The organism is Streptomyces albospinus (assembly GCF_014648695.1).
Classification (GTDB): domain Bacteria; phylum Actinomycetota; class Actinomycetes; order Streptomycetales; family Streptomycetaceae; genus Streptomyces; species Streptomyces albospinus.
In genome coordinates, this window is sequence record NZ_BMRP01000058.1 from 1 (window position 1) to 14961 (window position 14961).

General features: G+C 73.2%; 9 protein-coding genes. 5 read left to right on the top strand and 4 right to left on the bottom strand.

Annotated elements, in window-relative coordinates; all coding sequences use genetic code 11:
* Window positions 1–824 precede the first annotated feature (824 nt).
* Window positions 825–1139, bottom strand: coding sequence for a DUF6343 family protein (locus IEZ17_RS37085; RefSeq protein ID WP_189308033.1), 315 nt, complete (start codon window positions 1137–1139; stop codon window positions 825–827).
* Window positions 1140–1209: 70 nt separating this feature from the next.
* Window positions 1210–2775, bottom strand: coding sequence for a UvrD-helicase domain-containing protein (locus tag IEZ17_RS37090; RefSeq protein WP_189308034.1), 1566 nt, complete (start codon window positions 2773–2775; stop codon window positions 1210–1212).
* 312 nt (window positions 2776–3087) lie between these two features.
* Here IEZ17_RS37090 and IEZ17_RS37095 point away from each other — a divergent pair, with 312 nt between their 5' ends.
* The 4 genes from IEZ17_RS37095 (at window position 3088) to IEZ17_RS37110 (ending at window position 10389) form a co-directional block, all read left to right on the top strand.
* Window positions 3088–3756: a hypothetical protein gene (locus IEZ17_RS37095; RefSeq protein ID WP_189308035.1), complete on the top strand. Its 669-nt coding sequence runs from the start codon at window positions 3088–3090 to the stop codon at window positions 3754–3756.
* Between the two features lie 176 nt (window positions 3757–3932).
* Window positions 3933–6935, top strand: a complete 3003-nt coding sequence (locus tag IEZ17_RS37100; RefSeq protein ID WP_189308036.1) for an SCO1167/SCO6262 family helicase — start codon at window positions 3933–3935, stop codon at window positions 6933–6935.
* Window positions 6932–8446 (top strand): SWIM zinc finger family protein, encoded by a 1515-nt coding sequence (locus IEZ17_RS37105; protein WP_189308037.1) that lies wholly within the window; start codon window positions 6932–6934, stop codon window positions 8444–8446. Before IEZ17_RS37100 ends, IEZ17_RS37105 begins: the two co-directional genes overlap by 4 nt.
* Window positions 8447–8460: 14 nt before the next feature.
* A complete protein-coding gene (locus tag IEZ17_RS37110) occupies window positions 8461–10389 on the top strand; it encodes a helicase-associated domain-containing protein (RefSeq protein ID WP_229853004.1) in 1929 nt (642 codons plus the stop codon).
* 36 nt (window positions 10390–10425) lie between these two features.
* Here IEZ17_RS37110 and IEZ17_RS37115 read toward each other — a convergent pair whose 3' ends face one another.
* The gene (locus tag IEZ17_RS37115; protein WP_189308039.1) at window positions 10426–11502 is read right to left on the bottom strand and encodes an RNA ligase (ATP); all 1077 of its coding nucleotides are present in this window, start codon (window positions 11500–11502) and stop codon (window positions 10426–10428) included.
* A 990-nt stretch (window positions 11503–12492) separates the two neighbouring features.
* On the opposite strand from IEZ17_RS37115, the gene IEZ17_RS37120 reads away from it, so the two are divergent.
* Window positions 12493–12738: a hypothetical protein gene (locus IEZ17_RS37120; RefSeq protein ID WP_189308040.1), complete on the top strand. Its 246-nt coding sequence runs from the start codon at window positions 12493–12495 to the stop codon at window positions 12736–12738.
* A gap of 106 nt (window positions 12739–12844) precedes the next feature.
* Here IEZ17_RS37120 and IEZ17_RS37125 read toward each other — a convergent pair whose 3' ends face one another.
* Window positions 12845–14512 (bottom strand): FAD-dependent monooxygenase, encoded by a 1668-nt coding sequence (locus IEZ17_RS37125; RefSeq protein WP_189308041.1) that lies wholly within the window; start codon window positions 14510–14512, stop codon window positions 12845–12847.
* Window positions 14513–14961 lie beyond the last annotated feature (449 nt).

A 14961-nucleotide genomic window follows, 5' to 3' on the forward strand; every position in this document is an offset into this window, starting at 1 on the left:
CCCCCCACCCCCGCTCACCCATGCCTCCCCGCCCCGCCGCTGTGCCCCGCCCCGCCTCGCCCACCTCGGTGCTCGCGGCTCGCGTACTGCGCCTCGCCTCGACCCACTCCGCTCCAGGTGCTCCGGCCGCCCCTGGTTCCGTGTGTCTGCGGACGAGCCGACCAGTGGCCTGGCCTGGCTCGTGCAGCCGACTGGTCGGACGTCCATGGTCGTTCCTGTCAGTCGGCTGCGCGCCCTACGCTCCGATCGTGGAGCGTCACGCAGTCGTGGCTCGGCGCGGGCGTTCAGTCATCCGGCCCGAGTCGGTCACACCGGCCGTCGAACCAGGCGTGCACGCCTATCCGTTGGCCGTCCTCGGTAGCAGAATTCCACGCGGTGATCGGCCTCTGCCCTAACTCTCTGCTGCACCAGTGCACTTCGCCACTGGCTCGACCAGCCCCCTCCGTGACGGTTCGCTGTGCGTGATTCGCCTGGCGTGATTCGCCGGGCGTGCATCGCGCAGGTAACTGCGGGTGTGAACGGATCAGCAGAGCGGGCGTGGCCTACCACTCATGGATCACCTTCTGCTCATGGCTCGCTTCCTGATGTGGGAATGCTCCTGTGCGCATCCGTGCTCGACGTGTCGCGCGTTGTGCGCCGAGCGCCGAGCGCCGAGCGCCGAGCGCCGAGCGCCGAGCGCCGAGTGGGGCGCATTGCATCGTGTTGCGCTGTGCGCCTCGCACTGGTGATCCGGGCTCGGACTGCGCGCGACTCGTGAGCCGTGGCATGTGTCGTCGATCAGCGCGTCGCTCGTGCTTGCTGTCCGGAGCCTGTCCGGTGATCGGCTACGGTCGGGAGCCGCGCCGGCGGCCCGGGTCGTTGCGTCTGCCGAACACGTCGTTCCGGCCTCGGTCAGGCTCGTAGGGCGGTATGTCCCTGCCGGGCTGGTAGTGAGGTCCCTGGTGGATGTGCCGGATGACCATGGCCAGGTCCGCGGCGGCCACCAATGCCAGGGTGGCGCAGGCTGCTGCCCATTGCGGTCGGCCGGCCATGACGAAGGCGACGGCCCCGGCGATGGCCCATAGCAGTCCCCACAACGCCAGCCCGCACCGCATTCTCAGCGGGCTGCGTGCGTGCAGGGGCTCATTTCCCGTGCGCATCGACACCCATCTCCCACCCCCAGCATCCTCCTGATCGGCGCGTCAGTCACCTGTCCGTTGCGATCTGTCCTTATCCGCCACTCCTGGTGGGTGGTCGTTGTGTGGTCCTCGTTCCGGTGGGCTCCTCTGCGTCCTCCTCCTGTTTCGGCTCTGTGGGGCGTGGGTCGCCCGCGAGGTGGTTGTTGATCCACGACAGGCCGCCGAGGTCGAGCTGTGACCGGGCGCGTGTCACCGCTACATACGCCAGGCGCGCCTCGTCGACGTCGATCGGACCGGGGAGCGGCGTTCCGTCCTCGCCGCGCTCGTCTAGATCGTCGGGGCCGGTGAAGTCGTCCGCGATGCGTACGCTCGCCCACTCGCGGCCCTTGGCGCGATGGGCGGTGGACACCGTCACCTGGGCGGACTCTTCGGGTGAGAGCCGGTCCAGGGCGTGGAGGACGGCTGCGGTGCCGTGTTCGTCGACCAGTTCCACCAAGGGCAGTAGGTCGCGCCCGGCCGGGTCGAACTCTGCGTACTCGCGGAGTTCCGCCCAGGACTCGAACAGCATCAGCTCGGGGTGTGAGGTTCGCCGGCCCGATTCGAGGTCGTGGGCGGCACGGGCCAGTGAGCGCAGTGCCTCGCCGCCGCCCGCGAGGGCGACCCGGCGGTTCGCTTCGAGCTGCCGTATCACCGCGACCATCGCCCCGACGTTGGTCCGGCACAGGATCGCGTCCGGGGTGAGGAGGGCTCGCAGGTCGGTTGTCCGCTCTGGTGATCCCGTGAGGCGGATGGGGGCGTCGACGATCGCCAACCAGCGGTTGGCCTCGGCTGCGAGCGCCGGCCCGAAGCGGAAGGAATGGGAGAGGCTGAGCTGCGTGCCGTCGAAGCCGGTCATGACGTCGCGGGCGCCGCGCCAGCCGTAGATGGCCTGTGCGGAGTCTCCGACCAGTACCAGCTGTGCGTGGTCGCGCTGGGCTGTGAGGACCTGCTCGACCACGGGGTTGGTGTCCTGGGCCTCGTCGAGGAGCAGGAAGTCCGCCGGGATGACGGGTTCGCTGAGTGCCCACATTTTGAGGTAATGGTCGTGTTCGAAGCGGACGACGCCGTGGTCCGGGTTCTGCAGGTCGGCCCAGGCTCTGCGTGCGTAGGGCAATACGAGGTCGGCGAGTTGGGTGTGGAGGGGTTCGGATTCGGCTCCTCTCAAGGGTGGGACGTGGTGGTGGGCGATTTCCTTGTCGGCCGAGTGGCAGAAGCGGGTGACGGTGCGCAGGGCTGTGTGGGAGAGGGCCTTGTTGTTGACCTTGCGTGGTCCGATGCGTAAGAACATGCCGTCGTCGATGCCGAGTGCGGCGCCTGTGCGCCAGCCCGCCTGCCGTGGGGCGTTCATCCGCGCTTGGTAGTACCTGCCCACTGCGGCGTACGCGAGGGCGTGGGCGGTTCCGCAGGACACTTCGGTGGGGAATGTCCGGGCGGCGTGGCGTGCGACGGTCCTGTTGAAGGCGATGTACCGGCCGAGTCGGCCCTGTCGCTGCGCGGAGTGCGCGAGCATCGCAAGGGTTGTGGTCTTGCCGGTGCCGGCACCGGCCTGGATCACGAGATGAGCGCCTGTGGGGAACGCCTCGGCCGCGGCGGTCTGCTCGGGGGTGGGGGTGTGCATGGGGGCTCCTTGCCGATAAGGATGATTACGGAGAGTTATCTATGTGGCCGACTGTAATCGACTTCGGAGTGAGGTGGGAGGAGGCCCTGCGGCCTGTGGATAACTTTCTTGCCGTGTATGCGACGCGGCAGCGGAGGGATGTCTGAGCTGTGGCTATGCGGTGTTGGCGCGGCTTCTTCCTCCCGTGTGCGGGTGCGCGTGGGGACATACTGCGGAGGCGTTGTCAGTGGCGTCTGCTTCCATCGACATCACGCAGAGTTGCTGCGGCGGGAGCGCCGCGGCCGGGCCGCGAGAGACGGGGGAGCGGACGAGATGGGCATCACTTCGGTATGGGGCATCAGCCCGCACGACGGCAGCGTCATCAGTGCGCTGGAGCCGCGTATGCGGCCGTTGATCGAGTCGGTCCGGGCACTGCCGGAATCCCGCGAGGCATGGCAGCGCTGGGCGGTCGAGCCACTGCCGGACTGGCGCAGCTGGTACGGCCGCGGCGACGATGCCGGTCGCGGTGCGCTGCCGGAGCGCGAGCGGGAGCGCATCGACGCGCTGATCGAGTCGTTCCATGGCCTCACGCGCGCGGGGCCGTTCGACGAGCTCTATGACGGCAGGTGCGAGGGCGACGACTTCTCGATCCTCGCCGACGTTTGGAGCGACGACTTCGGACAGCTCGTCCCCTTCCTGGCGGTGCACTCCAAGGACTATGCGGTCCCGGCCCTCTTCCATGCCATCGGCAGCGAACGGGCGGCGCTGATACCGGGCTGGACCGGCAACTTTGTGCTCTCCGCGGCGCAGGTGCGCCAGAGTCTGCCGCAGATCGAGGCTGTCTTCTCCTTCACGGCGGAGCAGCGCGCCGCGGCCGAGGACCAGCTCTGGCTCGATGTGCGCCCGGGGGAGGAGAGCGTGCTGGACGGGCCGCTCCGCTGCTGGCGTGAGGCCGCGGCGCACGGCCTGGGACTGTGCGGCGCCGCCGTGCATGTGTGGTGATCCATCGGGCCGGCCTCCGGGGGAGGCGCGGCCGTCTGGACGACGTGGGGGAGAGCGTGCGTACGACCGTAGACTCGCGGGTCGGGGATGTAGAGGTAAGGGAAGTGAGCCGGGCGCGATGGGTCCGGTGGGCGCCGCGATCGGCGCGGAAGGATCCGGAAGCAGCAGGGGATGGCATGGTGAGGCACCGGGAGGCGGCCGGCGGGGCGGCTCAGCCGGCGGACGCCTCGCCCGCTGTGCCGCCCTCGGCAGCAGGAAGCGCCATCGGACTCTCCACTGCCCTGGCGGCGTGTGCTGCGGTGTTCCTGCCCGCCCAGCCGCCGCGCGCCGGGAAGGTCGCCTTCTGGCGGCCCGATGGCGGTCGGCTCCCCGAGGTGGTGAACGGTGAGGTCGGCGGCGACGGTGCGGAGCCGGACGGTGCGGGTCCGGCAGGCGGCGGCGCAGTGTCGGCGCAGGGGCAGCTGACCGTTGTGCGGCGCCACGGCAAGGGGGCGCGCAGCCGTACGGTCCCCGCTCTGTTGCTCTCGCTGCCCGAGGCGGTGCCGCTGCTGGTCCGTGCCCGGCATGATCCCGCTGCCCACCCGGCCGCCGCCTCCTGGGGTGCGGCCACGCTCCATGCTCTGCATCTCGCCGCGCGCGGCAGACTGCTGCCGGGGCTGACCGCCGACGACACCGATGCCTGGCGCGCCGGCCCCCTCGACCCCGACGACATCGCGCACCTCCGGGCCATCGCCGCCGCCATGCCCGCCGAGGCGTATGCCGTACCGCTCCCCGGCAGCCGCCCGCTCCAGGTGCACGAACCGGCGGCTTTGGTGCGGCGCTTCGTGGACGCCGTCGTCGACACCCTGCCGCGCACCCCCGCCGCCGAGTTGGTGGCCGGGGCTCCCTTCGCCGCGACCGCCCCGCAGCGTCTTCCCGGTGCCCGCGCATGGGCCGCCGAGGTCGCGTCCGGTGTGGACGCCGGCGTGCGGCTGTCGCTGCGCCTCGACCTCGCGCCCCATCAGCTCTTCGACACCAGGGAGGACGGCACGGCTGACAGCGGTGACGATGGGTGGGGGCGGTCTTCCGGTGGCGCGGGAGTCGAGGAGCGCCGTGCGGCGGCGGCCGTGCTGCAAGTGCAGAGCCTCACCGACCCGACCCTGGTGGCCGATGCCCGTCAGCTCTGGGAGGGCGAGGGGGCCGATCACTTCGGGCCGAGGTTCCGTGTCGACACCCTCCTCGCGCTGCGCCGCGCCGCCCGCGTCTGGGCCCCGCTCACCCGCCTCCTGGAACGGCCGGTGCCGGACGTACTGCCGCTCGGCGAGGAGGAGTTGTGCGAGCTGCTGGGGGAGGCCGCGTCCCGGCTGGGCGCCGCCGGAGTGGCCGTCCACTGGCCCAGGGAACTGGTCCGGGGCCTGACCGCGACGGCGGTGCTGCGCTCCGCGCCGGGCTCGGCCGCGGACGGCTTCGGGTTCTTCGACGCCGGCGAACTGGCCCAGTTCCGCTGGCAGGTGGCGATGGACGGCGTCCCGCTCACGGAGGCGGAGATGGACGCGCTGGCCGAGGCGCACCGCCCCGTCGTACGGCTGCGCGACCAGTGGGTGCTGGTCGATCCCGCGCTGGTCCGCAAGGCACGCAAACGCGAACTGGGTTATCTGGAACCGGCCGAAGCGCTCGCGGCGACACTCGGCGGCACCGCGCAGGTGGACGGCGAAGAGGTCGAGGTGGTGCCCCTGGGGGCCCTAGCCGCGCTGCGCGGGCGCCTCACCGCTCCGGCGGGCCCGCTGCCGCAGCCGTCCGGACTGCGGGCGACGTTGCGCGACTACCAACTCCGCGGCATGGCCTGGCTCGACACCATGGCCACCACCGGACTCGGCGGCTGTCTCGCCGACGACATGGGCCTGGGCAAGACGATCACCGTCATCGCGCTCTATCTGCACCGCCGGCCCACCGCGCCCGTCCTCGTCGTCTGCCCCGCCTCACTGCTCGGCAACTGGCAGCGCGAGATCGAACGCTTCGCCCCCGGCACTCCCGTACGCCGCTTCCATGGCGCCGGCCGCAGCCTCGACGGCCTGGACGGCGGCTTCGTGCTGACGACCTACGGGACGATGCGCAGCAGCGCCGCCCAACTGGCCGGCTGTTCTTGGGCATGGGTGGTCGCCGATGAGGCGCAGCACGTGAAGAACCCGCGCTCGTCGACCGCCAGGGCGCTGCGCGGGATCAAGACCCCGGCGCGGATCGCCCTCACCGGCACGCCTGTTGAGAACAACCTTTCCGAGTTGTGGGCCTTGCTGGACTGGACCACGCCCGGGCTCCTCGGCCCCCTCAAGACGTTCCGCGCGCTGCACGCCAGGGAAGTCGAGGGCGGCGAGGACCCGCAGGCGGCGGAGCGGCTGGCCCGGCTGGTGCGGCCGTTCATCCTGCGCCGCAAGAAATCCGACCCCGGCATCGCGCCCGAACTCCCGCCCAAGACCGAGACGGACCATCCGGTTCCCCTGGGCCGCGAACAGGCCGCGCTGTATCAGGCCGTCGTCCGCGAGACCCTCGCCCGGATCGAGGCCGCCGAGGGCATCGCGCGGCGGGGCCTGGTCATGAAGCTGCTCACCGCCCTCAAACAGATCTGCAACCACCCCGCGCAGTATCTGAAAGAATCCACCCCCGGGCTCGCCGCCCGCTCCGGCAAGCTCGAACTCCTCGACGAACTCCTGGACACGATCCTCGCCGAGGGCGGCGCCACGTTGGTCTTCACCCAGTACGTGGGCATGGCGCGACTGCTCGAACACCACCTCGCGACCCGCGGAATCCCCAGCCAACTCCTGCACGGTGGCACCCCGGTGGCCGAACGGGAGAAGATGGTCGACCGCTTCCAGTCGGGCCGGGCACCGGTCTTCCTGCTGTCCCTGAAGGCGGCGGGCACCGGCCTGAATCTCACCCGCGCCGGACACGTGATCCACTACGACCGCTGGTGGAACCCGGCGGTGGAGGAGCAGGCCACCGACCGCGCCTACCGCATCGGCCAGACCCAGCCCGTCCAGGTCCACCGGCTGATCGCCGAGGGCACCGTGGAGGACAACATCGCCCAACTCCTCGCCGCCAAACGGGCGCTCGCCGACGCGGTGCTCTCCGGGGGCGAGAGCGCGCTCACCGAGCTCACCGACGCCGAACTGGCCGATCTCGTGTCCTTGAGGAGGCCTGGATGAGTCCCCTTTCCCGGGGACGTCCCGGTGCCTCGGGGCGCACCGCCGCGGCGGACCGACTGGCCCGCGCGGACCGTTCGCGCACGTTCCCGCCGTTGCCGGACCGTCCTGGTGCCGGGGAGCCGTTCGCCGCGTCCTGGTGGGGCGGCGCCTGGCTGGAGGCCCTGGAGAGCACCGCACTCGACAGTGCCCGGCTCGCCCGCGGCCGGGTCTACGCCCAAGGCGGCCATGTGGACACGATCAACGTCACCCCGGGGCGCATCCTGGCGACCGTACGGGGCAGCCGGCCCCGCCCGTACAGTGCCGAGATCCGCCTCAGGACCCTCGCCGACACGGAGTGGGACGCCATCCTGGACGCCGTCGCCGCGGAGCCCGCACACCTCACCGCCCTGCTGGCCAAGAAGCTGCCCCGCGCACTGGCCGAGGGGGAGACGGGGATCCTCCCGGGGCCGGGCGACCTGGTGCCCCGGTGTTCGTGTCCGGACCACGGCAGGCCGTGCAAGCACGCTGCGGCGCTCTGCTTCCAGGTGGCCCGCCTGCTGGACGCCGACCCGTTCGTCCTGCTGCTGATGCGCGGCCGTGGCGAGCGGGAACTCCTCGACGAGCTCTCGCGCCGCCACACCGCCCACACCGCTCGGGAGAGCCGGACCGGTGCCGCTCTCATGGGTATCCAGGCACCCGGAGGGGGTGGATCCGCTTTCGCCGCATCCATGGCCGGACCAGGCCCGGCAGCGGCGAGCCGGACGGGAGCGGCCGAGCCTGCTGGCGCAGTGGCCACGGGCCCGGTCCCCGCGTCCACGGAGGGGGCCGGGCGGGCTGCAACGGCGGCACCGGCGCCCCGCGGTGTCCTCGCCCGGGACGCTCTTTCGAGCCGCCCCGGACCGTCGCTCCCGCCACCTCTGGCGGTGCCACCGCACCCCGGCCACCCGCCGACCCTCCCCGACGGCGAAGGGCTCCCGTTCGATCCGGCCACCCTCGAATTCCTGGCCGCCGACGCCGCGGCCCGCGCCCATGCCTACGTCACCGCCGCCGGAGCCCCGGCCACCGGGGGCGCGCGCCCGGCCGCCCCCGGCCCGTATGCGGCGCTGCCCCCATGGGAGGACGCCATCCGCCTGACCGCGACCGCCCACCCCACCGCCGGTCTGACCGCCACCACCCGGGCGCTCTACCGCGATCTGGCGGCGGCGACCGGCCGTACCTCCGCGGACGTCGCCCGGTCCGTCGCCGCCTGGCGGCAGGGCGGCCGTGAAGGGCTCGCCCTGCTGGAGGACACCTGGAATCCCCCGGCCGGCGACTTCGACCGGGCCCGCAGCGCCCTGCTGGCCGCCGGCCTGCCCGCCCTGCGCCCCCGCCGCAACCACCTCACCGACCCCGACCGCGGCATCCAGCTGCGCTTCGGCCACGACAACCGCTGGTACCCCTACGAATCCGAGCCCGGAGCCGAGGACTGGTGGCCCGCCGGGCCCGCGGACCCCGACCCCGTAGGCGCACTCACCTCCCTGGTGGCGCGATGACTAACCTCAAAGCCGTGGAAGGTCTCGACACACTCACCCGATCCCTCGCGCAGCGCACCCCCGAGCAGCTCGCCGCACTCCTCACCCGCCACGCCGAGCCGCTCGCCCGCCGGCCGGCGCCCACCGAACTGCGCGGCTTGGCAACGGCGTTGTGGTCGTACGAGACCCTCCATCACCTGGTGCTGCACCTCGACCACCCCCGATTGCAGGTGCTCGCCACCACCGCCCGCATCAGCCAGGAGCGCGCCGGCCGCGACGCCCCCGCGCCCGCCGCCCCCGCCCCGGGCGCCGACTACCAGTCCCTGATGGCCCACCGGCTGTCCTTCCCGCACCTGGCCACCGAACCGGTTCCGCCCGAGGACGTGTACGCCGCGCTCGGAGCCGCCGCACCCGGCTCCGAGAGGCGCGCTGCCGAAGCCGCCCTGGAATCCCTCTACGCCGACGGCATCGCCGCGCCCTCCGAGCAGGGCGCCGTTGTCGTCCCGCCGCGCGTTCCGCAGCTCCTGGCCGCCCACGACCTGGGCCCGTTCGTCGCGCACGCCCCGACGCCGGTCCCCGACGACGCCACCGGGCACAGCGACCGCCCCGGAGTGCCCGCCCCGCGGACCTCTCTGCACGAGGAGTCCCAGGCCGCTGCGGCACACCTGGCCGCCACCCTGGAGCGCCTCCTCGCCTCCCTGGCCGAGCAGCCCGCCGCGCTGCGCAAATCAGGCGGGCTCACCCTCCGCGAGATCAAACGACTGGCCAAGGCAGCCGGCACCACCGAACCGCACACCCGCCTGCTCCTCGACCTCGCCCTCGCCGCCGACCTCATCGCGCTGACCCGCAGCCCGTCCGGGATCACCGCGCTCCCCACCGGCGCCTACGACGACTGGCTCGGCAGACCGCCCGGCGAACGCCTCGCTCCCGTACTGGCCGCCTGGTCCGGCCTCTGGGCGGTCCCCACCCACACCCCGTTCGGCGAGACCCCGACCGCCCTGGTCCGCGGACACGACCGGCATGCCCCCGCCCTCCGGTACGCCCTGCTGGCAGCCCTCGCCGACGTCCCCCCGGGCACCCGAGGCCCGCTGCCGGCCCTGCCGCCCACGGAATCCGCGACGGACGACACCCGGATCGTGCCGCGGCAGCTCCTCCGCGCGGCGGACTGGCACCGTCCGCTGGGCGTCACCGAGCAGCCGATGGCCGAGGAGCGAGCCGCCCGCACCCTCCACGAAGCGGCCCACCTCGGGCTCATCGCCCACGGCACCCTCACCCCCCTGGGCCGGGCCCTGCTCACCGACCCGCGCTCCCTCGGCGAGCCGCTGCGCGACCTCCTGCCGCCGCTCCTCGAACAGGCCCACTTCCAAGCCGACTTGACCGCCGTCGTCCCCGGCCGCCCCGCCCCCGCGCTCACCCAACTGCTCGCCTCCGCAGCCGACCGCGAGTCCGAAAGCCACGCCGTGACCTGGCGCTTCACCCCCGCCTCCGTACGCCGCGCACTGGACGCCGGCCACACCGCCGACAGCCTCCACGACGCCCTCACCACCGTCTCGGCGACCGGCCCCCTGCCGCAGCCCCTCGGCTACCTCATCCAGGACGCCGCCCGCACCCATGGCCGGATGCGGGTGCTGCCCGCCGCCTGCTGCATCCGCTCCGACGACGAAACCCTCGTCGGCGAACTCGCCGCGCACCGCGCCCTGCGGGAGCTCGGGCTGCGCGCCATCGCGCCGACTGTCCTGGTCAGCAGCCGCCCGCCGGCCGCCACATTGGACGCGCTGCGCGCCGCGGGATACGCACCCGCCCTGGAATCCGGCACCGGCACCACCACCGTCGAGCGGCTGACCACCCACCGCACCAAGGCCCCCGCCCCCACACGCGACCCGGGTGCCCCGCTCCTCCTGGCCCGGCGGCTCCTGGGGCTCCCGGCGGAGCCCCAGGAGCCCGCCCGGACCGGAGGCGGGTGATCCGCTCCACCCCCAGGGGCGGCGCGGCCCGCGGGACTACTCGTACTCCGTGCCGCCCTTGCGGGTCAGATACGCGCCGCCCACCACCTTGGCGATGGCCCGGCCGCCCAACTCCGCGCTGTAGCGGTCCTCCAGCGGACGGACCACGACACCCTCCCGGACGTGCACCGCCCGCCCCGACAGCGTCTCGCGGCCCTCGGCCAGCTCGATCACCCGCCGTGCGTCATACGGACCGCTGAACAGCGTCGGAACCACCGGAAGCCGGCCGTCCAGCACCGCCGTCAGCTCCTGCGGATCCAGCCAGCGCACCCGCCCGCCGGTCTCCACCGCGATGTCGAAGACCGCGTACGCGGGCGCGCCACGGCGGCTGTCCGCGCCGTACCCGAGATCCTGGACGCCGTCGCCGTACACCTCGCCGTAGACACCGACCCGCGACGCCCCCAACTCCCCGGCGATGTCCGCCGCGACCCGGTCGACGCCGTGGTCGCGCACCGCCCGCCAGTACAGGTTCCCGGGATCCTCGGTCAGCGCCAGCCGCTGCGCGCCCAGCCCCTTGGAGGTCACGAGCACACCGTCGTCCTCGGCGCGGTAGGTCAGGCAGCAGGCTGTGCCGTGCACCTTCTCCGTCACCGCCACCGGCTCCCCCTCGGGGAACACTGCCGGATACCGCTTCAGGTTCTCGATGTCGATCCACGGCAGCAGATCGGGCGCCGGCTTGACCTCCCCGCTCATCGAAATCGGCACCGGCGGCACCCACTTCACGATCCCCAGCTCCGCCGCGAGATCGGTACCGTCCCGGTGCGCCTGCACCAGATCCACGCCCGAGAGCGCCCGGGGACGGCAGACGATGCCCTGCGACAGCTCGCCGCGCAACCGGATCGCCTTGACCCGGTTTGCCGCGGATCCGGCGAGCTTGCCGGTCAGGCCCAGCTCGGCCACCAGCTCCTCCGGGAGCACCGCCTGCTCGGGTATGTACACGGCGAAGTCGCCCGTTCGATAGGCGCCTTTGGCGACGACCGCGCGGTACAGCCCCACCTGCGCGAGTTCCAGCGCGTCGGCGTGGGGATGCTCGTGAATCGTCAGTTCCTCGACCGTGACGCGCAGCGTCGACATGCCCGTTCCCCGTTCCTGCGTATGGTGTCGGGCGCCGCCCGGTGCGGCGCTCCGCCACCACCACTGTGATCGAGTTCCCGCAACTCGGCGACCATATTTCACCGTTGGCGACTGACTCCGACCGAGTGGTGGTCGGGGGTTGTGAGCCCCGCTGTGCACCGCGTCGCGTTGTCAGTGGCGTCGCGTAGCGTTTCGGGTACGGCGTCGACACGGCGGTACGGCGTCGGGAGGCTCCGCCGGTGGCAGGTTGCGGCGGAGGACGGGACCGAAGTGGGGGAGCACGCGATGGGATACGACAGGGCGAGCGACAAGCGGGTACGGAACGATGTCGGCGGGACGGCACACGGACCGGTGATACAGCCGGTGTGATCCAGGGCGGCGCGATCCAGGTCGGTGTGTGGATCGAGAGGGAGCGCCCCGAAACCGGGTGCCATGACAGGTGCCCACGGGATTGCGGTAACTCGTCGACCGCGAGCCGGTGATGGCGGCCATCAGCGACTGGAGGGCGTCGGCGGCGGAACGACGCTGCTCAGCGCGCTGCCCGGCGTGGGCAGGAGCGCGACCGTACGGGCAGGAGCGCGACCGTACGGGAAGGGGCGCACGAGGAGCGCAGCCGGTTTCCCGGGGCGAGCTCTCTGCCGACTTCGCTCCGCTGCGGGCGGAGACCGGAGGCGATGTCTCCGCCGGGGTGCGCCGGTGCCTGCGGGCGCTGGGCGTCGAGGGCTCGTATCTGCCCGCCACATCGGGTGAGTTGACCACGATGCTCCGCAGTCGAAGGGCAGAGAAGCGGTGCTGACGGTGCTCGACGACATGGCCGAACCGAGGCAGGTGCGGGTGCTGATTCCGGGTGGCCCCGGGAGCGTCGTCCTCGCCACGAGCCAGGCGAAGCCCGGTGAACCGGGGGCGGCGCCCGGCCGGCGTACCTCGAACCACCGATGCCGGTGCACGGGCGGCAACTGCCCGGCGGGCCGTGCGGGGAGGAGGCGCGGCATGGCCGGTGAATTGGCCGATGACCGGCGACGGTTGGACGCCCGGCGCCGGGGACGGGAGCGCACCGCATCCGCTGTATTCGGGGTGGCCCACGCGGGACTGCCCGAGGACGTCGCGCGGCTGTACCGACCGCTGGGGCTGTATCCCGGACGTCGCCGGGACGCGGAGACGGCCGCCGTGGCAGCCGGAACGGCGGTCGCCGCGGCAGCCGAACAGCTCGACGTCCTGGAATCCGCGAGATGGTGAAGGGACTGGCTGTGACGGTACGGGGCGCCGTGGTTGTGCTCGGAAGGTTTCCCGGCGCCCCGCCGTGGTTCTGGGCTCGTGCGAGGAGACCGCCGGTGCCCTGGCCTCAGCGGTCGCCGGGCTTCCGCCTGCCCGAACCGCTGATGCGCCGCAGCCGCAGGCCGGCCGGCCCGAACACGAGGGGACGGGGCAGCTTCCGCGGAGCCGGCTCGTCACCGCGGCCCACGGGCGCGGCCGGCGGCTGTGCCGGGCCGGGCGGAGCGCCGGTGCGGGCGGCGGCAGCCGAAGCGGTCAGCATGGCCGAGAGGGAGGGCGGCGCCCCAGGGGGGCCGGAGCCCGGTGCCGGCCCTGCCGACGGCGAGTCGGCGGGCGACGGCACCGGAGCCGGGGCCACCGGGCGCGGCAGACGGGCCGCCGGGGCGCCCGGGGTCACCACATCGACGTAGGCGCGGCAGACCGGGGGCCGGCCGCCGGTGCCGCCCCGGACGCCGTGCAGGGCACCGCTTACGAAGCGGGAGGCCAGGGACGGCGACGGCGCGCCGGTGCCGGTGGCGCAGGAGAGGTCCTCGCCGGCGGCCAGCGCCCACGGTGCCTGCACGATGCGGCCGATGGTCCGCTGCACGCGGCGGGCGAGCGCGGGATCGTCCATGCCGTACCGCCGCACCGCCTCGCGCAGCGCGGCGGCGCCGTGCGCGGCGATCGACAGGCCCTGGCCGCAGTCCGGGGTGATCGAGGCCACCGCGCCGCCCAGCGCGAGGAACCCGGTGGGCCAGCACGGCAGTTGTTCGTAGCGGTGGCGGCGGCTGGCGGTGTCGCGGGTCAGCCGCACCTCGCTCAGCGGCTCGGCGTCGGCGATGAGGTCACCGATGACGGAATCCCCGATGCCGCGGGCGAACGGCACGAACCGGTCGGCGCGTTCCGACGGCTGTTCGCCGCCGGTGCCGCCGCCCGTGAGGGTGACCAGCCAGCGGCCGTCCTCGATCGGCACCAGCGTCGCCGTCTGCGCCGGATACGGCCATTCCGGGGCCGGGCCGCCACGCTCACCGTCGAGGACGCGCGCGCCGCGGTCCGAACGGGCGGTGATCACCGGGACGTTGTCCGTTCCGGCAGGGGCGCGGAAGATGCGGGTCGCGGAGACGATCCCGAAGTCCCGGACGTCTTCCGGGGCGGTCGGCAGGCCCAGGGCCGCCAGCCTGTCCGGAGTCGCGGAGTGGCGGCCGGTGGCGTCGACGACCAGGTCGGCATCCAGACGATACGTTTCGCCGGTGGTGGTGTCGCGGACCTGCACCCCGGTGATGTGTTCACCGGTGCCCGTCAGCTGCTCCGCCTCCGTGCCGTCGAGCACCGTGACCCCGGGGAGCGCCGGCACCTGACCGCGGATGACCCGGTCGAGCAGATCGCGGGAGCAGGCGAACACCTGGCGCGAGCGCGCCCGGCGGCCTAACCGGCCCTGCGCGGTGGGGTCGGCAGGCTCCGAAGGCACCGCGATCCGGCGGGCGCCCTCGGCCAGCCACGCCTCGACCGTGCCGGGCAGCACGCTCTCCACGACCCGGGCGCCGTCCGCTGCCAGCAGATGGGCGTGCCGGGGCTGCGGAAGGTCCGTCGGCAGCGCGGGAGTCCGCGGCAGCCGGTCCCGCTCGACCACGATCACATCGGCGTGCTCGGACAGCGCCGCAGCGGCGAGCATGCCCGTGAAACCGCCGCCGAGCACCACGGCGAGATGCGGGTGCGTGAACTGGAGCCCGGCGCTGCCGGTGCTGCTCGACGCGTTCATGGGCAGTCCCTCTCTCGGCGGTGGCGCGCGATTCCCGGGCGGGGCCGGGCCGCGTCCAGAAAGGGCGGTGCGGCATACGGCCGGGAGCGGCGGCGCGCGGCGGCGATGACGGCGTCGGTGGCGGCGGTGAAGTGCGCCGTCAGCGACGGCAGGGATGCGGACGCGGTCCGCAGTATGCGCAGAGGTGCCGGTGGCAGTGGCAGAGCTCTCTGTAGGTCCCGGCAGGCCGGCGCGAACGCCGGCCTGCCGCCCCCCGATTTCCCCATCATGATTCCCCCTCAGGCCGTGTCCGCCCTGCCACCTGCCCGGCCACGCCCTCCGCCACTCCCCGCCCGGAACACCGGGTGGGGTGGGTGAGCACCGCTGCCTCGCGCAACGCGCTCTGCCCCTGGGAACGCAGCCGTCACATCTGGTCAACGGCGGACACACGACCGGATCGTAGGCGGCGG